Origin of the sequence: Pseudomonas sp. WJP1, assembly GCF_028471945.1 — a bacterium.
In the GTDB taxonomy this organism is placed as follows: domain Bacteria; phylum Pseudomonadota; class Gammaproteobacteria; order Pseudomonadales; family Pseudomonadaceae; genus Aquipseudomonas.
This window is the reverse complement of the sequence record NZ_CP110128.1, coordinates 6,015,422-6,035,164: the sequence shown is the minus strand read 5'-3', so window position 1 is coordinate 6,035,164 and position 19,743 is coordinate 6,015,422. Positions and strand designations below refer to the sequence as shown.

At 60.0% G+C, this 19,743-nt stretch carries 17 protein-coding genes, 2 tRNA genes and 1 pseudogene; 10 read left to right on the top strand and 10 right to left on the bottom strand.

All coding sequences use genetic code 11. The annotated features are described in order from the left end of the window. Window positions 1–98: 98 nt before the first annotated feature. Window positions 99–1,517, bottom strand: coding sequence for a short-chain fatty acid transporter (locus OH720_RS27110; RefSeq protein WP_272603548.1), 1,419 nt, complete (start codon window positions 1,515–1,517; stop codon window positions 99–101). 201 nt (window positions 1,518–1,718) lie between these two features. On the opposite strand from OH720_RS27110, the gene OH720_RS27105 reads away from it, so the two are divergent. The 7 genes and pseudogenes from OH720_RS27105 to ddlA all read left to right on the top strand — a co-directional run bounded on the left by OH720_RS27105 (window position 1,719) and on the right by ddlA (window position 7,283). Beyond that, window positions 1,719–3,032 carry an MFS transporter gene (locus OH720_RS27105; RefSeq protein WP_272603547.1) on the top strand — a complete coding sequence of 438 codons (1,314 nt, stop codon included), beginning with the start codon at window positions 1,719–1,721 and terminating at the stop codon, window positions 3,030–3,032. A gap of 130 nt (window positions 3,033–3,162) precedes the next feature. Next, window positions 3,163–3,891 (top strand): annotated as a pseudogene (locus OH720_RS31945) (PAS domain-containing protein); the annotation flags it as partial. Further along, window positions 3,871–4,479: a methyl-accepting chemotaxis protein gene (locus OH720_RS31940; protein ID WP_442967323.1), complete on the top strand. Its 609-nt coding sequence runs from the start codon at window positions 3,871–3,873 to the stop codon at window positions 4,477–4,479. The pseudogene OH720_RS31945 and the gene OH720_RS31940, both read left to right, overlap by 21 nt. A gap of 226 nt (window positions 4,480–4,705) precedes the next feature. Then, entirely contained in the window at window positions 4,706–5,266 is a 561-nt protein-coding gene (locus OH720_RS27095) for a DUF2975 domain-containing protein (RefSeq protein WP_272603545.1), read from the top strand. A 7-nt stretch (window positions 5,267–5,273) separates the two neighbouring features. Continuing rightward, complete coding sequence (locus OH720_RS27090) at window positions 5,274–5,492, top strand: helix-turn-helix domain-containing protein (RefSeq protein ID WP_272603544.1); 219 nt, start codon at window positions 5,274–5,276, stop codon at window positions 5,490–5,492. A 51-nt stretch (window positions 5,493–5,543) separates the two neighbouring features. Further along, window positions 5,544–6,143 (top strand): flavin reductase family protein, encoded by a 600-nt coding sequence (locus OH720_RS27085; protein WP_272603543.1) that lies wholly within the window; start codon window positions 5,544–5,546, stop codon window positions 6,141–6,143. Window positions 6,144–6,188: 45 nt separating this feature from the next. Next, entirely contained in the window at window positions 6,189–7,283 is a 1,095-nt protein-coding gene (gene ddlA, locus OH720_RS27080; RefSeq protein WP_272603542.1) for a D-alanine--D-alanine ligase, read from the top strand. An 81-nt stretch (window positions 7,284–7,364) separates the two neighbouring features. On the opposite strand, the gene ggt is transcribed toward ddlA, so the two are convergent. Next, complete coding sequence (gene ggt, locus OH720_RS27075; protein ID WP_272603541.1) at window positions 7,365–9,197, bottom strand: gamma-glutamyltransferase; 1,833 nt, start codon at window positions 9,195–9,197, stop codon at window positions 7,365–7,367. Between the two features lie 165 nt (window positions 9,198–9,362). Between ggt and OH720_RS27070 the strand changes: the two genes are divergently transcribed. Next, the gene (locus tag OH720_RS27070; RefSeq protein WP_272603540.1) at window positions 9,363–10,472 is read left to right on the top strand and encodes a DUF2817 domain-containing protein; all 1,110 of its coding nucleotides are present in this window, start codon (window positions 9,363–9,365) and stop codon (window positions 10,470–10,472) included. A gap of 178 nt (window positions 10,473–10,650) precedes the next feature. Here the strand turns inward: OH720_RS27070 and OH720_RS27065 are convergent. After that, a tRNA-Met gene (locus tag OH720_RS27065) sits at window positions 10,651–10,727 on the bottom strand. A gap of 242 nt (window positions 10,728–10,969) precedes the next feature. Between OH720_RS27065 and OH720_RS27060 the strand changes: the two genes are divergently transcribed. Beyond that, entirely contained in the window at window positions 10,970–12,187 is a 1,218-nt protein-coding gene (locus OH720_RS27060; RefSeq protein WP_008060166.1) for an MFS transporter, read from the top strand. Window positions 12,188–12,287: 100 nt separating this feature from the next. Beyond that, window positions 12,288–14,489, top strand: coding sequence for an OsmC domain/YcaO domain-containing protein (locus tag OH720_RS27055; protein ID WP_272606529.1), 2,202 nt, complete (start codon window positions 12,288–12,290; stop codon window positions 14,487–14,489). A gap of 63 nt (window positions 14,490–14,552) precedes the next feature. On the opposite strand, the gene ychF is transcribed toward OH720_RS27055, so the two are convergent. The 7 genes from ychF to lolB form a co-directional block, all read right to left on the bottom strand. Continuing rightward, the gene (gene ychF / locus OH720_RS27050; RefSeq protein WP_272603539.1) at window positions 14,553–15,653 is read right to left on the bottom strand and encodes a redox-regulated ATPase YchF; all 1,101 of its coding nucleotides are present in this window, start codon (window positions 15,651–15,653) and stop codon (window positions 14,553–14,555) included. Window positions 15,654–15,675: 22 nt separating this feature from the next. Continuing rightward, window positions 15,676–16,260 carry an aminoacyl-tRNA hydrolase gene (gene pth, locus OH720_RS27045; RefSeq protein WP_008060172.1) on the bottom strand — a complete coding sequence of 195 codons (585 nt, stop codon included), beginning with the start codon at window positions 16,258–16,260 and terminating at the stop codon, window positions 15,676–15,678. Between the two features lie 169 nt (window positions 16,261–16,429). Further along, on the bottom strand, window positions 16,430–17,029 hold the full coding sequence (locus OH720_RS27040; RefSeq protein ID WP_180205367.1) for a 50S ribosomal protein L25/general stress protein Ctc: 600 nt from the start codon (window positions 17,027–17,029) through the stop codon (window positions 16,430–16,432). A 142-nt stretch (window positions 17,030–17,171) separates the two neighbouring features. Continuing rightward, window positions 17,172–18,113: a ribose-phosphate pyrophosphokinase gene (locus tag OH720_RS27035; RefSeq protein ID WP_003171603.1), complete on the bottom strand. Its 942-nt coding sequence runs from the start codon at window positions 18,111–18,113 to the stop codon at window positions 17,172–17,174. Window positions 18,114–18,158: 45 nt separating this feature from the next. Beyond that, window positions 18,159–18,233 (bottom strand) — tRNA-Gln (locus tag OH720_RS27030). Window positions 18,234–18,269: 36 nt separating this feature from the next. Next, window positions 18,270–19,121, bottom strand: a complete 852-nt coding sequence (gene ispE / locus OH720_RS27025) for a 4-(cytidine 5'-diphospho)-2-C-methyl-D-erythritol kinase (RefSeq protein ID WP_272603538.1) — start codon at window positions 19,119–19,121, stop codon at window positions 18,270–18,272. A gap of 1 nt (window position 19,122) precedes the next feature. Next, entirely contained in the window at window positions 19,123–19,740 is a 618-nt protein-coding gene (gene lolB / locus OH720_RS27020; protein ID WP_008060178.1) for a lipoprotein insertase outer membrane protein LolB, read from the bottom strand. Between the last annotated feature and the right edge of the window lie 3 nt (window positions 19,741–19,743).

Sequence of the window (19,743 nt, the reverse complement as noted above, 5' to 3'; positions counted from 1 at the left end):
CAGTCTGTCGGTTTGGTTCGACTTCACTTCTGCCTGGTCCTACCCGCTGATGGGGGACCAGGAAGAAAAACGCGCAGGATTGACTTGCTATAACCGTTTTATGGCATCACCGGTGGGGTATACGACAGCGTCGTTCCCAGCGCCCACAGCAACAGCAGCACCAGCGGCGTGTGCACCAGCAACTGCACGAACGAGAAGCCGATCAGGTCCCGCGCCTTCAAGCCGAGCACACCCAGCAGCGGCAGCATGTAGAAGGGGTTGATCAGGTTGGGCAGGGCTTCGGCGGCGTTGTAGATCTGCACCGCCCAGCCCAGGTGGTAGTTCAGGTCGTTCGCCACTTGCATCACGTACGGCGCTTCGATGATCCACTTGCCGCCGCCGGACGGAATGAAGAAGCCGAGGATCGCCGAGTACACGCCCATCAGCAGGGCATAGGTGTCGTGGGAGGCAATGCTGACGAAGAAGGTCGAGATGTGGTGGGCCAGGGTCTGCGCATCGGCGCCCTTGACCGTGGTCATCAGCGCGGCGATCGAACCGTACAGCGGGAACTGGATCAGCACGCCGGTGGTGGTTGGCACTGCACGGGCCACCGCGTCGAGAAAGCTGCGCGGGCGCCAGTGCAGCAGGGCGCCGAGCATGATGAACAGGAAGTTGTAGGTGTTCAGGCCGGAAATCGCGCTGATCGCCGGCTTGGTGGAAAACTCATGGAACAGCCACCCAGCCGCCAGCAACACCAACAGGATGGTCAGCAGCGGGCTGTGTTCCAGCCATTCGCCGGGACGGGTGCGTGGCTGCAGCGGCGGCAGGTTGAAACTCGGGTCGACGCCACAGGCTTCGGCGTCTCGCGCCGTGTTCGGGCCGGGGGCGGTGGCGTAGGCGATGATCAGCGAGATGACGATCAAGGCCAGCAACATGACGCCCGATTGCCAGAGGAAGATCGTTTGGGTGAAAGGAATCACACCGGTAATCGACAGGATCGACGGCGGCAGGCTGGCCGGGTTGGCCTGCAACTGCGCCGCAGACGAAGACAGTCCCAGGGCCCACACCGCGCCCAACCCCAGGTACGCGGCCGCACCCGCGGCGCGGTAGTCCATCTTCAGGTCCGTGCGGCGCGCCAGCGCGCGCACCAGCAGACCGCCGAACACCAGCGACAACCCCCAATTGAGCAGCGACGCGACCATGGAGATCAGCGCCACCCAGGCTACCGCGGAGCGTCCGTTTTTCGGCAGTTTCGCCAGGCGGTCGATCAGCTTCACCGCCGGTGGCGAACTGGCGACCACATACCCGCCGATCACCACGAACGCCATTTGCATGGTGAACGGGATCAGGCTCCAGAAACCATCGCCAAAGGCCATGGCCGCGTCAGTCGGCTTGGCGCCCATGGCCATGGTGGCCACGGCGACGATGATCACGGCCAGGGCGGCAAACACCCAGGAGTCGGGGAACCAGCGTTCGGCAAAACTTGAACAGCGCAGGGCAAAGCGGGCGGAGCGGGTATCTTCGATATCAGCGGCCACGGGACTTCCTCGAATTTTTATGTTTGTTGTGGTCTTCGGGGCAGCACGAGCCCCTCTGGACAGACGGCAACCTTAATTCAAGCGAGGGCGTTTTGCGGCGCTGTTTTGCGGCTATGGGACTTTGGTCTAACGGGTTGTCCGCCGGCGCGTTTGCGTAGACCATGGGCGCCTTGGTTTTTGCCTGTGCCAGAGTTCTTTTTCATGACTGCCAATATCGATCCACGCCCGCAACCGTTCAGCCGCTCGGACTACAAGACCCTGGGGCTCGCGGCCCTCGGCGGTGCGCTGGAAATCTACGATTTCATCATCTTCGTATTTTTCGCCCTGACCTTGAGCCAGCTGTTTTTCCCGCCGGAAATGCCTGAATGGCTGCGGCTGCTGCAAAGCTTCGGCATCTTCGTCACCGGGTACCTGGCACGGCCCCTGGGCGGGATCCTGATGGCGCACTTCGCCGACAGTATGGGTCGCAAGAAGGTGTTCAGCCTGAGCATCCTGATGATGGCGTTGCCGTGCCTGCTGATCGGGATCATGCCGACCTACGCGCAGATCGGCTATTTCGCGCCGCTGCTGCTGTTGGCCCTGCGCGTGCTCCAGGGCGCGGCGGTGGGTGGCGAGGTGCCGAGCGCCTGGGTATTCGTGGCCGAGCACGCGCCGGTCGGCCATCGCGGCTACGCCCTGGGCTTCCTGCAGGCGGGGCTGACCTTCGGTTATTTGCTCGGGGCCCTGACGGCAACGTTCCTGGCGCAGGCTTTCACTCCGGCTGAAATCCTCGATTACGCCTGGCGATATCCTTTCCTGCTGGGTGGGGTGTTCGGCGTGATTGGCGTCTGGCTGCGGCGCTGGCTCAGCGAAACCCCGGTGTTCATGGCCATGCAGGCCCGGCGCGAGTCGGCCGTCGAGTTGCCGTTGCGGGCGGTCCTGCGCGAACATCGCCTGGCCCTGCTGCCGGCGATGATCCTCACCTGCGTGCTGACGTCGGCGGTGGTGGTGTTCGTGGTCATCACCCCGACCATGATGCAGAAAACCTTCGGCATGACCGCCAGCCACACCTTCGCCCTTAGCGCACTGGGCATCGTTTTCCTGAACATCGGTTGCGTGCTCGCCGGTTTGCTGGTCGACCGCATCGGCGCCTGGCGCACCGTCATGCTCTATAGCCTGCTGTTGCCCCTGGGCATCGGCGTGCTCTACGCTTGCCTGATCAGCGGCGGCAACTGGGTCGGCCTGGCTTACGCGGTGGCCGGACTGAGTTGCGGGGTGGTGGGCGCGGTGCCGTCGGTGATGGTCAGCCTGTTCCCTGCGCGGATTCGCGTCTCGGGTATTTCCTTCACCTACAACATTGCCTACGCCGCCTGGGCGAGTATCACACCTTTGCTGTTGATCGGTCTGATGCCGTGGAGCCCCTGGATCTGCGTGATCTTCTGTGCCGTGATGGGCGCGGTGGGCGTGGGCAGTGCGGCGTATTTCGGCACGCGGATGCCAAGAGTCGCCAGTTGCCCGGCCGCTGGTACGGCGTGACAGGCAGGGGCGATTGGCGCGGTGTCATTTTATTTGTAGGACAATCCCCAGGCGCTCTTCAGAAAACCTCCGCAAGGCCGATGGCTAGGCTGCAAGTCGCTTTTTATCCCAGCCCATCGGTGCGTCCCCCATGTTCAATAAACGCTTGAAGCAGGAGCTGTCGGCTCTTCGCGAAGAACTCTCCAGCCTGCAGCAAGTCAAGGAAAGCCTGGAAAGCGAGATGCTCGTGCTGACCCTCGATATTGATGGGCGGGTGCAGTCGGTCAACCAGAACTTCCTCAGCGAGATGCACTACAAGAGCAACGAGCTGATTGGCCGGCATATCGAAGAGATTGTTCCGGATCATGTAAAAAATGACCCATTCCAGCTGCGTTTCAAGACCGCCCTGAGCCGTGGCGAGCACTTTGCCGGGGCCGTGCGCCTGTTGCGCGGCACCGGCCAGGAAGCCTGGTTGCGTTCGATCGTGCAGCCCGTGCGCACGGCAGATGGCCGGATCAAGCATTTTTCGATTTTCTCCAGCGACCTGACCCGCACCATCGAGGCCTCCCGCGAGCACGAAAACCTGATCGGTGCGCTGGTGCGCTCGACGGCGGTGATCGAGTTCGACCTCAACGGTAACGTACTATCAGCCAACGACCGCTTTCTCAGTGGCATGGGCTACAGCCTGGCGCAGATCAAGGGTAAACATCACCGCACTTTTTGCTTTCCCGAGGACTACAACAGTGCCGAATACCAGGCCTTCTGGCGTCGCCTGAACGCCGGCGAGTTTGTGGCCGAGCGTTTCAAGCGCGTCGACAGCCATGGTCGTACAGTCTGGCTGGAGGCTTCCTACAACCCGGTGACCGATGCCAACAACAAGCTCTACAAAGTGGTGAAATTCGCCACGGTGATCACCGATCAGGTCAATCAGGAGCAGGCAGTGGCCGAAGCGGCCAACATTGCCTACGGCACCTCGCAGCAAACCGATCAAAGCGCCCAGCGCGGCAACGCCGTGGTGACGCAGGCGGTGGATGTGATGCGTGACCTGGCCAAACACATGCAAACCGCTGGCGATGGCATCGAAGCCTTGAATGAGCAATCGCTGGTGATCGGCACCATCGTCAAGACCATCAGCGGGATTGCCGAACAAACCAACCTGCTGGCGCTCAACGCGGCCATCGAAGCGGCCCGTGCCGGTGAGCAAGGGCGAGGCTTTGCCGTGGTGGCGGACGAGGTTCGGCAACTGGCCTCGCGCACCAGCCAGGCCACCGACGAGATAGTCCTCGTGGTGCGGCAAAACCAGGACATGGCGCGTAACGCCGTGGCCCTGATGACCGATGGCAAGCTTCAGGCGGAGCAGGGGCTGGCGCTGGCGGCGGAAGCGGGTTCGGTGATCATCGAGATCCAGGACGGGGCGCAGAAAGTGGTGAATGCGGTGGGGCAGTTTGCCAATCAGCTCTCGACTTGAGTCAGCGCTGCGTTTCCCTCATGTAGGAGCATCGCTCCTAAACGTTGTTGGCCTTGATCTGACCTGGGATCTTTCTCCCCTTACAACCAGTTTTTCTGCCGGGAAGCCAATATCCATGAACTGTTCGCCTGGATGATTAATTAATATCGTGCAATAATTAATTACTGTATTACGATAATTTTGGCTTTAGTCTCTGCCTCACATTCATTGTTTATGAGGCGTCACCATGATCCCTACCAGCCTTGCCAGTTTAAGCCAGCGAATGGCGACTATAACCCTTGGACTGATGGTCCTTATGCTGCTGCTCAATGCGGCCCTGTGGTGCTTTCCCTCTTTGGCTTCGCCACAAGGATTGGGGTTGGGGTTCGCGCTGACGGATCGGCAGCTCTCGGATAGGACCGACGTGGTGGCACTGTTTCCCTGGTGGCAAAGATTGGGCGGTCTTCTGCTTTCGAGTGTGCCGTTGTTGGCGTTGACAGTCGGCCTTGGACATTTGCGTCGGCTTTTCCAGCGCTATGCCAGCGGTGAGTATTTTTCCATTGACGCAGCGTTGTGCCTGGGCAAGGTCGGGAAGGCGGTCGCTCTGTGGGTGTTGCTCGATTTTGTGTGTGAACCGATGCTCAGCCTCTGGGTTACGATGAATGAGCCGCAAGGTGAACGGCTGTTTACCATCAGCCTCACGGCTGCGACTTTTGTGGCGCTGTTCATGGCTGCGTGTATTTCGATAATTGCGCGAATCCTACGGGAAGCCAGCGCAGTGAACTCTGAAAACCAAACCTTCGTTTGAGATCGTTATGTCAATTGTCATCCAGCTGGATGTGATGCTTGCATTGCGCAAAGTTAAATCCAAAGACCTTGCAGCAGCCATCGGAATTACCGAGGCGAACCTTTCCTTGCTCAAACAGGGCAAGGTAAAGGGCATACGGCTGGCCACCCTGGACGCTATTTGCCAATATTTGAGTTGTCAGCCCGGCGACCTGCTGGCCCATGTTTCTACCGTCGAGAAACATTAAGCAGGGGGTTATCCCGTTACAATCGGTGCTTCTTCCAAGGAGCAGACATCCATGAGCGTTTCCCATCGCCGTTCGGTCCCGTTGTCCAAGGCTTATCGCCTGCTCAACCACGGGCCGACCGTGCTGGTCAGCGCGGCCCATGGCGGACAGCGCAATATCATGGCGGCTGCCTGGGCGATGCCGCTGGATTTCGAACCGCCAAAAATTGCAGTGGTTCTAGACAAGTCCACCTGGACCCGAAAGCTGCTGGAGGCCTCGGCGACCTTCGTGCTGAACGTCCCCTGTGCAGCCCAGGCGGATATCGTGCAGACCGTTGGCTCGACCTCCGGCCTGGAATTGACCAGGGACCAGGGACGCGACAAATTCCAGGTCTATGGCTTGCCGACCTTCGACGCTGAGTTGATCGATGCACCCATGCTCGAAGGCTGTGTCGCCTGGCTGGAATGTCGACTGTTGCCGGAGCCCGATAATCACCAGCAATACGATCTGTTCGTGGCTGAAGTGATTGCCGCTCAGGCCGACGAGCGAGTGTTCAGTGACGGCCGCTGGCACTTCGAGGGACAGGACGCGTTGCGCACCTTGCACCACGTTGCGGGCGGGCACTTCCTGACAATCGGCGAGCCGCTGGACGGCAAGACCTTGCAGTCGTAACGTGGCGGCTACCCGGTTGCAAGCCATCCACAATGAGGTCAGGCAATGAGTAAACTGCGTGTTGGCGTTATTTTTGGGGGCCGCTCGGCCGAGCACGAGGTGTCGCTGCAGTCGGCAAAAAACATTGTCGATGCACTGGATCGTTCGCGCTTCGAGCCGGTGCTGATCGGCATCGACAAGCAAGGCCACTGGCACCTCAACGATCCCTCGAACTTCCTGCTGAACCAGGAAAACCCGGCCCTGATCGCGCTCAATCAATCCAATCGCGAATTGGCCGTGGTTCCGGGCAAAGCCCGCCAGCAATTGGTGGAAACCGCCGGTCCCGAACTGCTGGGCCACGTCGACGTGATCTTCCCGATTGTTCACGGCACCCTGGGTGAAGACGGTTGCCTGCAGGGTTTGCTGCGCATGGCCGATTTGCCGTTCGTCGGTTCCGATGTGCTGGGTTCGGCGGTTTGCATGGACAAGGACATCAGCAAGCGCCTGTTGCGTGATGCCGGCCTGGCCGTCACGCCGTTCGTCACCCTGACCCGCGCCAGCGCCTCGCGCACAGGCTTCGCCGAGGTCAGCGGCAAGCTCGGCCTGCCGCTGTTCGTCAAACCGGCCAACCAGGGTTCTTCCGTCGGTGTAAGCAAAGTGGCCGACGAAACCGAATATGCGGCGGCGGTCGAGCTGGCATTGAGCTTCGATGAAAAGGTGTTGATCGAGTCGGCGGTCAAGGGGCGCGAGATCGAATGCGCGGTACTGGGCAACGAAGATGCCATCGCCAGCGGTTGTGGCGAGATCGTGGTGCACAGTGGCTTCTATTCCTACGACAGCAAGTACATCGATGAGAAAGCTGCTGAAGTGGTGGTGCCGGCCAATATCAGCGTCGAAGCCAGCGAGCGTATTCGTGCCATGGCGGTCGAGGCGTTCCAGGTGCTCGGCTGCTCCGGGCTGGCGCGGGTCGATGTATTTTTGACCGAGAGCGGAGAGGTCTTGATCAACGAGATCAATTCGCTACCGGGTTTCACCCGCATCAGCATGTACCCGAAACTGTGGCAGGCAGCGGGCATGACCTACAGTGAGCTGGTCACGCGGCTGATTGACTTGGCACTGGCGAAACACCAGGCTCGACAGGCGTTGAAGATCAGTCGTTGAGCGGGCACGGGTTCGTTGCCTGCGAGTTCATCGACAGGGCCTGCCAGCGGCAAGGCAGGCCCCTTCACGCGGTTATGCGACTCAATCCCCCAATGCTTCCCCTTCGCGCCTGGGATCGGCCCCACCGGCCAGCGACGCCTTTCCCTGTGCATCCTTGACCCGGACAATCGCTTGGGTGCCGCTGGTCATGTCGATTTCGTTGACGCTGTGTCCCTTGTCCTTGAGTGCCTGTATCAGCGCCGGGCTGAACTGGCCGTTCTCCAGTTCGGTCGGGCCATTTCGGCTGCCGAAGTTGGGCAGGTTGATGGCTGTTTGTGCATCGAGGTTCCAGTCGAGCAGGCCGACGGTGGTTTTGGCGACGTATTCGATGATTTGCGAGCCGCCGGGAGAGCCGACGCTGGCGACGAATTCACCGCTCTGGCGGTCGAAGATCAAGGTTGGGGCCATGGACGAGCGTGGGCGCTTGCCGGGCTCGACGCGGTTGGCGACTTTCTGGCCGTTCTCCTCGGGAATGAACGAGAAATCGGTCATCTCGTTGTTGAGCAGGAAGCCCTGGACCATCACATGCGAGCCGAAAGCGGATTCGATGGTGGTGGTCATGGACACTGCGCCGCCCTGGTCATCGACCGCCACCACTTGCGAGGTGGAGATGCGCAGAGGGGAGCGGTCTGGCGCGTAGGCGACCTGGATGCCCGGCGGTGTGCCGGGCTTGGCCGTGCCCATGCTGTGCTCGCCGATCAGTGCCGCCCGGCTGGCCAGGTAAGCCGGGTCAATCAGGCCCTTGACGGGCACTGGCACGAAGTCCGAGTCGGCTACGTACTGCGCGCGATCGGCATAGGCCAGGCGCTCGGCTTCGCTGATCAGGTGCACGGCTTCGGCGGTCGGTTCGAAGCCGGCGGGCGTGCTGGTTTTCAGCGGTTGCATCGGCGCCAGGGCCCAGCGCTTGTTGCGTGTCTCCAGGGCTTGCAGCGTGCCGAGGATCTGCGCCATGGCGATCCCGCCCGACGAGGGGGGTGGCATGCCACAGACCTGCCAGCGCTTGTAGTCGGTGCACAAGGGCGCGCGTTCCTTGGCGCTGTAATTGGCCAGGTCGCTCAGCGACAGGCTGCCCGGGTTGGCGTGACCCTGGACCTTGGCAACGATCTCTTGCGCAATGGGCCCTTTGTACAAGGCATCCGGCCCTTCCTTGGCGATGCGTTGCAGCGCGGCGGCCAAGGGTGGATTTTTCAACAGGGTACCGCTGGCTTTCGGGCTGCCATCGGCATTCAGGAAATAGGCGGTCATCTCCGCAGAGCGCCTTATGGACGAGTCCGCGGCGATCAGCCGATGCAGGCGAGGCGAGATGACAAAGCCTTGCTGCGCCAGTTCGATGGCGGGCTCGAACAGTTGTGCCCATGGCAGGCGACCGTGTTTGCGATGGGCCAGTTCAAGGGCTCGCAACACCCCTGGCGTGCCCACCGAGCGCCCGCCGATCTGGGCCTGGGGGAAGGGCATCGGTTGACCGTCGGCCTGCAGGAACAGCTTCTCGGTGGCACCGGCCGGGGCGGTTTCGCGCCCGTCGTACGTGCGCACGGATTGGCCATCCCAGAGCACGATCAACGCACCGCCACCGATGCCCGAGGACTGCGGCTCGACCAGCGTCAGCACCGCCTGCATGGCAATGGCGGCATCGATGGCCGAGCCACCGCGACGCAGCATCTCCCGTCCGGCTTCGGCTGCCAGTGGGTTGGCGGCTGCCGCCATGTGGCGTGAAGCGTGTCGGGTCTGCAGGTCGGTGCGGTAACCGGAGGCGCTTTCCGGTGCGGTGGGCAGCGTTGGGGCCGAGGCGTTGTGGCAGGCGCCAAGGGTCAGCGCGGTGATGATCACTGCGAGGGCTGGCAGGCGCGCGCGATTCGAATGGGAGGCTGAGAACACGGGGGCACTCCGTCCGTTGGATAAAGGTACCGGGGACTGTATCGGCGACCTCGCAGTGACGCAAACCAGGTCCTGGGGTGAGGATTCGGTTGTGCTTCATCAATGGGCGGATTTTCGGTAGGGTCATTGCCAGCGATCAGGCCAGAAGACCCACAAGAGGCAGACATGCAAAGCGAGTTTCCAACCCAGCCAAGCTACCGTTCCCAGCGCGAACAATTCCTGGCGGCGGCAACCGCGGCCGGTGCGACGCTGAGCGAGTACCCCCATCCACTCACAGGGCCATCAGGCGAGTCCCTGGGCACCGATGTGGCAGTGCTCGGCGATCCTGGCGCCAAACGCCTGCTGATCGCGCTGAGCGGCACTCACGGGGTCGAGGGCTTCTATGGCTCGGGTTGCCAGATCAAGTGGTTGCAAGAGCTCGGCAAGCGCTCGTTGCCGGCGGATGTTGCCGTGGTGATGATTCATGCGATCAATCCCTGGGGCATGGCATGGCTGCGTCGGGTCAACGAAGACAATATCGACCTGAACCGCAATCACCTGGACTTCGAGCGTGCGCTGCCGGACAACCAGGCCTATGAAGCGCTGCACGACATCTATGCCTGCACGCAGTTGCGAGGGCCTGAGCGTGAGCTGGCCGATGCCTTGCTTGAAGAACAGATCCGCCTGCTGGGATGGCCTGCGGTCATGTCGGTTGTCGAGGGAGGCCAGCACGCGCATCCGGATGGATTGTTCTACGGCGGGGTGGCCCCCAGTTGGTCGAACCGCACGTTGCAGCAGATCATGCAAAAGCACGTGGCCCATGCTGACGTCGCCCTGTGTTTCGACTTGCACACCGGCGCCGGGGAGTATGGGCATCCGATGTTGTTGACGATCACCGAGGCAGCTTATCCGGCCCTGGCCGATGCCCAGGGGATTTACGGCCCGTGGCTCTACACGTTGCACACCGGTGCCGACACGCTGAGCGAAACCGGTGTTGCAGCCACTGCGACCGGCTACACCTCGCAGGCGCTGCTCGATGCGCTACCGCAGGTGCGGTTGATGCCATTCGTCATCGAGTGCGGGACGTATCCGGGGCCGGACGTTCATCGACATCTGCGCGACGACCACTGGCTGCATCTGTACGGTAATGTCCACGATGCGGTGGGGCGAGAGATCAAACTGAATCTGCTTGAGCAGTTCTATCCGGCGGATAGCGATTGGCAGGCCATGGTCTGGTTGCGCACGTGGCAGATCTGGGAGCGGGGATTGTCGGCGCTACCGACGATTCGTTGCTGATAATTAAGATGTAGGAGCGAGCCTGCTCGCGATGGTCGTGAACGATAACGTGGGGAGTCTGGTTCCCCGCGGTGGCCTTGAGTCCATCGCGAGCAGGCTCGCTCCTACAGTAATGGAGCGGCCATTTTTTCGAGGCATAAAAAAACGGCCTACCTTTCGGTAAGCCGTTTTTAGCACTTGGTGGCTACACAGGGACTTGAACCCCGGACCCCAGCATTATGAATGCTATGCTCTAACCAACTGAGCTATGTAGCCAAGATGGCGCGCATTATTCACCGGGAATGGAGATGCGTCAAGCATAAATCTAAAATATTTCTCTACACTTTCAACCGCTTATCCTCAGGAGCCGAAAAAACGGCGCGGGGGAGGGTATCAATCGCTCGGAAATTTGCCGAATGGCGAGGTCGTTAGCAGGCTAAGGGGATAGCGCTGCTGCAGCAAAAAATGGCACATTGGCGCACCTGCCCGTGTGCACCCCTCTGTTTTTCGGAAATTTCATGGCTATCAGCAACGTTCAGTCCGCCACTGCGGCGGCGCCCGCGACGTCACAAAGCAGCCCCCTGGTCATGCGCATCATCGGCGCGGTGGCGCTGGCGCACCTGATCAACGACCTGATTCAATCGGTGCTGCCGTCGATCTACCCGATGCTCAAGGCCAACTATGGCCTGACGTTCACCCAGGTCGGCCTGATCACCCTGACTTTCCAGCTGACCGCTTCGCTGCTGCAGCCCTGGGTCGGCTACCACACAGACCGTCACCCCAAGCCCTGGCTGTTGCCGGCCGGTACGGTCTGCACCTTGATCGGCATCGTGATGATGTCGGTGGTCGGCAGCTTCCCGCTGATTCTGCTAGCGGCGGGCTTGATCGGCATTGGCTCCTCGACCTTTCACCCGGAAGCTTCCCGCGTGGCACGACTGGCCTCGGGTGGGCGATTTGGCCTGGCGCAATCGACCTTTCAGGTCGGCGGCAACGCGGGCTCGGCGTTCGGTCCGTTGCTGGCGGCGGCGATCATCATCCCTTACGGGCAAGGGCATGTGGCCTGGTTCGGCCTGTTCGCGGTGTTTGCCCTGTTCGTGCTCTACCGGATCAGTCGCTGGTACGCCAATCACTTGAACCTGTTCAAGCTCAAGCAGGGCCAGGCGGCCACCCACGGCCTGTCCAAGGGCCGGGTGACCAGCGCGCTGGTGGTGCTCGGGCTGCTGGTGTTCTCCAAGTACTTCTACATGTCCAGCCTCACCAGTTACTTCACGTTCTACCTGATCGAGAAGTTCGACCTGTCGGTGGCCAGTTCGCAACTGCACCTGTTCCTGTTTCTCGGCGCGGTGGCCGCGGGGACATTCTTCGGTGGGCCCATCGGCGACAGGATCGGCCGCAAGGCCGTGATCTGGTTCTCGATCCTTGGGGTTGCACCGTTCACGTTGCTACTGCCGCATGTGGACCTGTTCTGGACCACTGTCCTCAGTGTGGTCATCGGCTTCATCCTCGCCTCGGCCTTCTCGGCCATCGTGGTGTACGCCCAGGAACTGGTGCCAGGCAATGTCGGGATGATTGCCGGGGTGTTCTTCGGCCTGATGTTCGGCTTTGGCGGGATTGGCGCGGCGCTGCTGGGTCACCTGGCGGACATCCACGGCATCGAATACGTGTACTTCCTCTGTTCGTTCCTGCCGTTGCTGGGCGTATTGGCGATTTTCCTGCCACGGACCAAAAAGGCCTGATTAACGCACCGCTGGCCGGACACGCGAGCTTGGACAAGACTTCCGGCTGAAAAGCCGGATAATGGCGGCCATTCGTTTGCTCGCTATTCTGGTATCCCGCATGGAAATCAAGGTCAATTTTCTCGACAACCTCCGACTTGAAGCCAAGTTCGATGACTTCACCGTGGTGGCCGACCAGCCTATCCGCTACAAGGGCGATGGTTCGGCACCGGGTCCGTTCGACTACTTCCTGGCTTCGTCGGCGTTGTGTGCGGCTTACTTTGTGAAGTTGTACTGCAGCACTCGCAATATCCCCACCGAAAACATCCGCCTGTCGCAGAACAACATTGTCGACCCGGAAAACCGCTACAACCAGATTTTCAAGATCCAGGTCGAGTTGCCGGCCGATATCTCCGACAAGGACCGCCAGGGCATCTTGCGCTCCATCGACCGCTGTACCGTGAAAAAGGTGGTGCAGGCCGGGCCTGAGTTCGTAATTGAAGAGGTGGAGAACCTGGATGCCGATGCCCAGGCGCTGCTGATGCCGGCTGCCAATGCAGGTTCGGAGGCGGGCACCTACATCGTGGGCAAGGACCTGCCGCTGGAGCAGACCATCGCCAACATGTCGGGCATCCTGGCCGGCCTGGGCATGAAGATCGAAATCGCTTCGTGGCGCAATATCGTGCCCAATGTGTGGTCGCTGCATATCCGCGATGCGCACTCGCCGATGTGTTTTACGAACGGCAAGGGCGCGACCAAGGAAGGCGCGCTGGCATCGGCGTTGGGCGAGTTCATCGAGCGACTGAACTGCAACTTCTTCTACAACGATCAGTTCTGGGGAGAAGACATCGCCAACGCGGCGTTTGTGCACTACCCGAACGAACGCTGGTTCCAGCCGGGCCCTAAAGATGAGCTGCCGCCGGAGATTCTCGACGCGTACTGCCTGCGGGTTTACAACCGCGATGGCGAGTTGCGTGGCTCGCACCTGTTCGACACCAACTCGGGCAACGAGGAGCGCGGCATCTGTTCGCTGCCGTATGTGCGCCAGTCAGACGGCGAGGTCGTGTATTTCCCGTCCAACCTGATCGAAAACCTGTACCTCAGCAATGGCATGAGTGCCGGTAATACCCTGGCTGAAGCGCAGGTGCAGTGCCTGTCGGAAATCTTCGAGCGCGCGGTCAAGCGCGAAATCATCGAAGGTGAATTTGCCCTGCCGGACGTGCCGGCCGACGTGCTGGCGAAATACCCAGGGATACTGGCCGGTATCCAGGCGCTGGAAGAGCAGGGGTTCCCGGTGTTGGTGAAGGATGCGTCCCTGGGGGGTGAATTCCCGGTGATGTGCGTCACCTTGATGAACCCGCGTACCGGTGGCGTGTTCGCCTCTTTCGGCGCGCACCCGAGCCTGGAAGTGGCGCTGGAGCGCAGCCTGACGGAATTGCTGCAGGGCCGAAGCTTCGAAGGCCTCAATGACCTGCCCCTGCCGACCTTTGAAGGTCATGCGGTGACCGAGCCAAACAACTTCGTCGAGCACTTCATCGACTCCAGCGGCGTGGTGTCGTGGCGCTTCTTCAGTGCCCAGTCGGATTACGAGTTCGTGGAGTGGGACTTCTCGGGCCAGGGCGAAAACTCCAATACGGAAGAAGCCGCGACCCTGTTCGGCATTCTCGAAGGCATGGGCAAAGAAGTGTACATGGCGGTGTACGAGCACATCGGTGCAACGGCCTGTCGCATCCTGGTGCCGGACTACTCGGAAATTTATCCGATCGACGACCTGATCTGGGATAACACCAACAAAGCGCTGTTTTTCCGCGAGGACATCCTGAATCTGCACAGCCTCGACAAGGCCGGCCTGAAGACACTGGTCAAGCGTCTGGAAGACAGCGAGCTGGACGACTACACCGACATCACCACCTTGATCGGCATCGAATTCGACGACAACACCGCCTGGGGTCAGTTGACGATCCTCGAGTTGAAGCTGCTGATTTATCTCGTCTTGCAGAAGTTTGAAGAGGCCAAGGAGCTGGTGGAAATGTTCCTCCAGTACAACGACAACACGGTCGAGCGCGGCTTGTTCTACCAGGCCGTGAACGTGGTGCTGGAAATGCAGCTGGACGAGGACCTGGAGCTGGCCGATTACGAGGCCAACTTCCGCCGGATGTTTGGCAACGAGCGCATGGACGCCGCGATCGGCTCCGTGGACGGCAGCGTACGCTTCTTCGGCTTGACGCCTACCAGCATGAAGCTGGAAGGCCTCGACAGGCACCTGCGCCTGATCGACAGCTATAAGAAGCTGCACGCGGCGCGCGCGAAGGTGACGGGTTGATCCGTTGATAGCGGCCACAAAAAAAGCACCCTGGGGTGCTTTTTTTGTGGATGGCTGCGAACGTTAGACGTTAAAGCGGAAGTGCATCACGTCGCCGTCCTTGACGATGTAATCCTTGCCTTCCAGGCGCCATTTACCGGCTTCCTTGGTACCGGCTTCACCCTTGTACTGGATGAAGTCGTTGTAGGCGATCACTTCGGCGCGGATGAAGCCTTTTTCGAAGTCGGTGTGGATCACGCCAGCGGCTTGTGGTGCGGTGGCACCGACGCGTACGGTCCAGGCGCGGACTTCTTCGACACCGGCGGTGAAGTAGGTCTGCAGGTGCAGCATTTCGTAGCCGGCGCGGATCACGCGGTTCAGGCCAGGCTCTTCGAGGCCCAGGGCTTCGAGGAACATGTCTTTCTCTTCGCCGTCATCGAGCTCGGCGATTTCCGCTTCGATCTTGTTGCACACCGGAACAACCACGGCGCCTTCTTCTTCGGCGATGGCCTTGACCACGTCCAGGTGCGGGTTGTTTTCGAAACCGTCTTCAGCGACGTTGGCGATGTACATGACCGGTTTGGTGGTCAGCAGGTGGAAGCCCTTGATCACCGCTTTCTCGTCGGTGCTCATGTTCTTCATCAGGCTGCGTGCCGGCTTGCCTTCGGTGAAGTGCGCGATCAGTTGCTCCAGCAGGCCTTTCTGGACCACTGCGTCCTTGTCGCCGCCCTTGGCGTTGCGCGCGACTTTCTGCAGTTGCTTCTCGCAGCTATCGAGGTCGGCGAAGATCAGTTCCAGGTCGATGATTTCGATGTCGCGTTTCGGGTCGACGCTGTTGGAGACGTGAATCACGTTCTCGTCTTCGAAGCAGCGGACCACGTGGGCGATGGCATCGGTCTCACGGATGTTGGCCAGGAACTTGTTGCCCAGGCCTTCACCTTTCGACGCGCCGGCCACCAGGCCCGCGATGTCGACGAATTCCATGGTGGTCGGCAGGATGCGCTTTGGATTGACGATGGCCGCCAGGGCTTCCAGGCGTGGATCCGGCATCGGCACGATACCGCTGTTCGGTTCGATGGTGCAGAAGGGGAAGTTCTCGGCCGCGATCCCGGATTTGGTCAGGGCGTTGAACAGGGTGGACTTGCCGACGTTAGGCAGGCCGACGATGCCGCAATTGAATCCCATGGTGTTTCCCCTCGGGTAAAAGTCAGGCCTTCTGGCTGTGCAGGTTTTTCATCGCGCGGTTCCATTCACCGGCGAGGATATCCGGCAGCACGCCGAGGGCAAAGTCGATGCTGGCATCGAGTTTTTCCTGTTCGGCGCGTGGCGCACGACCCAGGACGAAGTTTGAAACCATACTGGCAACGCCCGGGTGGCCAATGCCAAGCCGCAGGCGGTGAAAGGTATTCTGATTGCCCAGTTGCGCAATGATGTCGCGCAACCCGTTGTGACCGCCATGGCCGCCGCCCACCTTGAGTTTGGCGACGCCGGGAGGCAGATCGAGTTCGTCGTGTGCCACGAGGATTTCTTCAGGCTTGATGCGGAAGAAACCGGCAAGGGCCGCTACGGCCTGGCCGCTGCGGTTCATGTACGTGGTGGGAATCAGCAGACGAACATCCTGACCCTGATGCGAAAAGCGCCCGGTCAGGCCGAAATATTTGCGGTCCGCTACAAGGTTCACACCTTGTGCGTTCGCGAGGCGCTCAACAAAAAGGGCCCCTGCGTTATGCCGGGTCTGTTCGTATTCAGCGCCTGGATTTCCCAGGCCAACGATCAGTTTGATGGCAGTCACGATAGGGGCCCTTCATTGGAGTGGTGGATAACATCGCCGCAATCAGGGAGTGCGGCGAAAGTGGACGAAAATTGCTCATTTACCATGATGTAAACTCCGCGTTCTCGCCCGCTTTCTCGCTACGCTCTAGTCCGCGATGTTTCCGGTCACCCCGGCAGCGCAGAGTAAATTACTCTGCAGCGCCTTCTGCAGCTTCTGGAGCAACACGTGGAGCGTGGACGTTGGCAACAGCCTTGTCATCGCCGTGTGCCAGAGCAACGAACTCAACGCCTTTAGGAGCGGTGATGTCGGACAGGTGAATGATCGAACCGATTTCGGCGTTAGCCAGGTCGACTTCGATGAATTCAGGCAGGTCTTTCGGCAGGCAGGAAACTTCGATCTCGCCAACAACGTGGGAGATTTCGCCGCCTTTCTTGGTCGGTGCTTCTTCGTTGATGAAGTGCACTGGAACGATAGCGGTCAGTTTCTGGCCAGCTACAACGCGTACGAAGTCAGCGTGCATCACGTGGCCTTTGGCCGGGTGACGTTGCAGAGCTTTGATCACGACGTTTTGCTTGGTGCCACCAACGTTCAGCTCGATGATGTGGCTGTAAGCCGCTTCGTTTTCGAGCAGTTTGGCAACTTCTTTGGCCAGCATGCTGATGGATTCAGGGGCTTTTTCGCCACCGTAAACTACAGCTGGAACCAGGCTTGCGAGACGACGCAGGCGGCGGCTCGCACCTTTCCCCAGGTCGGAACGCACTTCAGCATTCAGAGTAAAATCGTTCATGTTGTATCTCCAAAATAACCACACTCGCCCCAGCGTTTGCGACCAGCGCTAAAGGCGATATGGGCAAAAAAGCCCCGCCCCGACAGGAATGCCGGGGCGGGGCGCTTTTCGTCAACGAGACATTTCGAGAAGGGCAGGGCCCTTAGCGGAACATCGCGCTGATCGATTCTTCATTGCTGATGCGGCGGACCGCCTCGGCAACAACCGGTGCGATATCCAGTTGACGGATACGCGCACAGGCTTGTGCTGCAGCGGACAGCGGGATGGTGTTAGTCACCACCAGCTCGTCCAGCACGGAATTTTCGATGTTTTCGATCGCCCGACCGGACAGCACAGGGTGTGTGCAGTAGGCGAAAACCTTGGCAGCGCCATGCTCTTTCAAGGCCTTGGCCGCGTGGCACAGGGTGCCGGCGGTATCGACCATGTCATCGACCAGAATACAGGTACGCCCTTCGACATCACCGATGATATGCATCACTTCAGAGTGATTGGCTTTCTCACGGCGTTTGTCGATGATCCCGAGATCCACGCCCAAGGATTTGGCAACGGCACGTGCACGCACGACGCCACCAATGTCCGGGGACACGATCATCAGGTTTTCGAAGCGCTGATCTTCAATGTCATCCACCAGAACCGGGGAGCCGTAGATGTTATCTACCGGAATATCGAAGAAACCCTGGATTTGGTCAGCATGCAAATCAACCGTGAGAACACGGTCGATGCCGACTACGGTAAGCATGTCAGCCACGACTTTCGCGCTGATAGCCACACGTGCGGAACGCGGACGGCGATCCTGACGGGCATAACCAAAGTAAGGAATAACAGCAGTGATACGAGTAGCCGAGGAGCGGCGGAAGGCATCAGCCATCACTACCAGTTCCATCAGGTTATCGTTGGTCGGAGCGCAAGTCGGCTGAATAATGAATACGTCTTTACCGCGGACGTTTTCATTGATCTCGGCTGTAATTTCGCCGTCGGAAAATTTACCGACAGAGATGTCACCGAGAGGGATATGCAGCTGACGTACGACACGCCGAGCCAGATCGGGGTTAGCATTCCCCGTAAAGACCATCATCTTGGACACGCGCAGTACCTAGAGGCTGAGGGTAACCTGGATGAGTATAGAAAATGGCAGGGGCGGCTGGATTCGAACCAACGCATGGCAGGATCAAAACCTGCTGCCTTACCGCTTGGCGACGCCCCTGTATCTGTTGCAACGATTACCCAGTAATCGGTTCCTTTAGAGCAGACTTTGCAGCTTGCGATGCAACATCGAAATGTTGCTTCCTTTTGCTACAAACCCTGTAAGGGTCTCTGTAAGAAGGGCCGAGACTTTATCAGCTTCAGCTTTGCTTGGGAAGCCCCCAAACACACAACTTCCAGTTCCGGTGAGTTTTGCTTCGGTAAAATTACCTAACAAATTCAATGCGTTACGTACCTCTGGATAACGCCTTGCTACCACCGGCAAGCAGTCATTTCGACTGTTTCCCTTGGGAACGGGGCGCACTTTAATGGGCGGAGTGTTACGTGTCAACAACGGATCTGAAAAAATTTCTGCCGTACTTACAGAGACTTGCGGTACCAGCACGAGATACCAGGGTTCTTCCGGCTCGACAGGGGTCAGTTTCTCCCCCACGCCCTCGGCAAAAGCCGCATGGCCGCGCACGAAAACCGGGACATCGGCGCCCAGCGTCAGGCCCAACGCGGCCAGCCGATCTTCATCCCAACCCAGTTGCCAGAGGTGATTGAGGCCGAGCAGGGTAGTGGCGGCATTCGAACTGCCGCCGCCGATGCCGCCACCCATGGGCAGGACTTTATCGATCCAGATATCCATGCCGAGCGGGCAGCCGGATTGTTCCTGTAGTTTTTTCGCGGCCTTGACGATCAGGTTGCTGTCGTGGGGGACGCCTTCGAATTCGGTGTGCAGGCGAATGACACCGTCGTCGCGCACGGCGAAGGTGATTTCGTCGCCGTAGTCGAGAAATTGAAACAGCGTCTGCAGCTCGTGGTAGCCGTCTTCACGGCGACCCAGAATGTGCAGCATCAAATTGAGTTTGGCGGGGGAAGGCAGGGTCAGGCGATTGGCTGGCATGTCATTGCCCCAATTTGCGCGGTTGCCAGGTCTTGATCACCAGCGTGACATCCAGGTCGGTGCCGTGCAGTTTGATCCGCTCGGGCAACCAATAGCCGTTTTGCTCGGTATAGGCGGTGTACTCGACCTGCCAGCCGTCCTGTTCGAGGCTGGCGAGGCGGCTGTCGCCATCGAGGGTCAAGCGGCTTTTGCTGTCCGGCGCGGGGAGTCCGCGGACCCACCACGCCAGGTTGGCAACCGGCAATTTCCAACCAAGCTGCTCTTCAAGCAGGGCATCCGGGGACGGCGCTTCGTAGCGCCCCTGATTGGCGACTTCCAGGGAAACCTTGCCCGGATGCCCGGTCAGGCGCGCCGCACCGCGACCCAGGGGGCCCGAAAGCCGGATGTCGTAGTAATCCTGGCGTTGCAGCCAGAACAGCGTGCCGCTGCCGGAATCTTTTGGCGCACGGATGCCGATCTTGCCGTCGATCTGCCAGCCATCAAGGCTTGCAAGCTGCAGTTTGTGCTCGCGCCATTGCGCGGGGTTGCCGTGGCCCACGACCGATTCGCGGGCAGTGAAACCCGCACAACCGGCGAGCAGGGCGATGAAGCTGAAAACGATGAGGTGGCGCAAAAACATAAT

Excerpts from the sequence above, each read along its gene's own strand:
- ddlA (WP_272603542.1), top strand. The coding sequence starts at position 6,189 with ATGAGTAAACTGCGTGTTGGCGTTATTTTTGGGGGCCGCTCGGCCGAG.
- OH720_RS27055 (WP_272606529.1), top strand. The coding sequence starts at position 12,288 with ATGGAAATCAAGGTCAATTTTCTCGACAACCTCCGACTTGAAGCCAAG.
- ispE (WP_272603538.1), bottom strand. The coding sequence starts at position 19,121 with ATGCCAGCCAATCGCCTGACCCTGCCTTCCCCCGCCAAACTCAATTTG.
- OH720_RS27040 (WP_180205367.1), bottom strand. The coding sequence starts at position 17,029 with ATGAACGATTTTACTCTGAATGCTGAAGTGCGTTCCGACCTGGGGAAA.
- OH720_RS27105 (WP_272603547.1), top strand. The coding sequence starts at position 1,719 with ATGACTGCCAATATCGATCCACGCCCGCAACCGTTCAGCCGCTCGGAC.
- lolB (WP_008060178.1), bottom strand. The coding sequence starts at position 19,740 with ATGTTTTTGCGCCACCTCATCGTTTTCAGCTTCATCGCCCTGCTCGCC.
- OH720_RS27090 (WP_272603544.1), top strand. The coding sequence starts at position 5,274 with ATGTCAATTGTCATCCAGCTGGATGTGATGCTTGCATTGCGCAAAGTT.
- OH720_RS27085 (WP_272603543.1), top strand. The coding sequence starts at position 5,544 with ATGAGCGTTTCCCATCGCCGTTCGGTCCCGTTGTCCAAGGCTTATCGC.
- OH720_RS27095 (WP_272603545.1), top strand. The coding sequence starts at position 4,706 with ATGATCCCTACCAGCCTTGCCAGTTTAAGCCAGCGAATGGCGACTATA.
- OH720_RS27060 (WP_008060166.1), top strand. The coding sequence starts at position 10,970 with ATGGCTATCAGCAACGTTCAGTCCGCCACTGCGGCGGCGCCCGCGACG.
- ychF (WP_272603539.1), bottom strand. The coding sequence starts at position 15,653 with ATGGGATTCAATTGCGGCATCGTCGGCCTGCCTAACGTCGGCAAGTCC.
- OH720_RS27070 (WP_272603540.1), top strand. The coding sequence starts at position 9,363 with ATGCAAAGCGAGTTTCCAACCCAGCCAAGCTACCGTTCCCAGCGCGAA.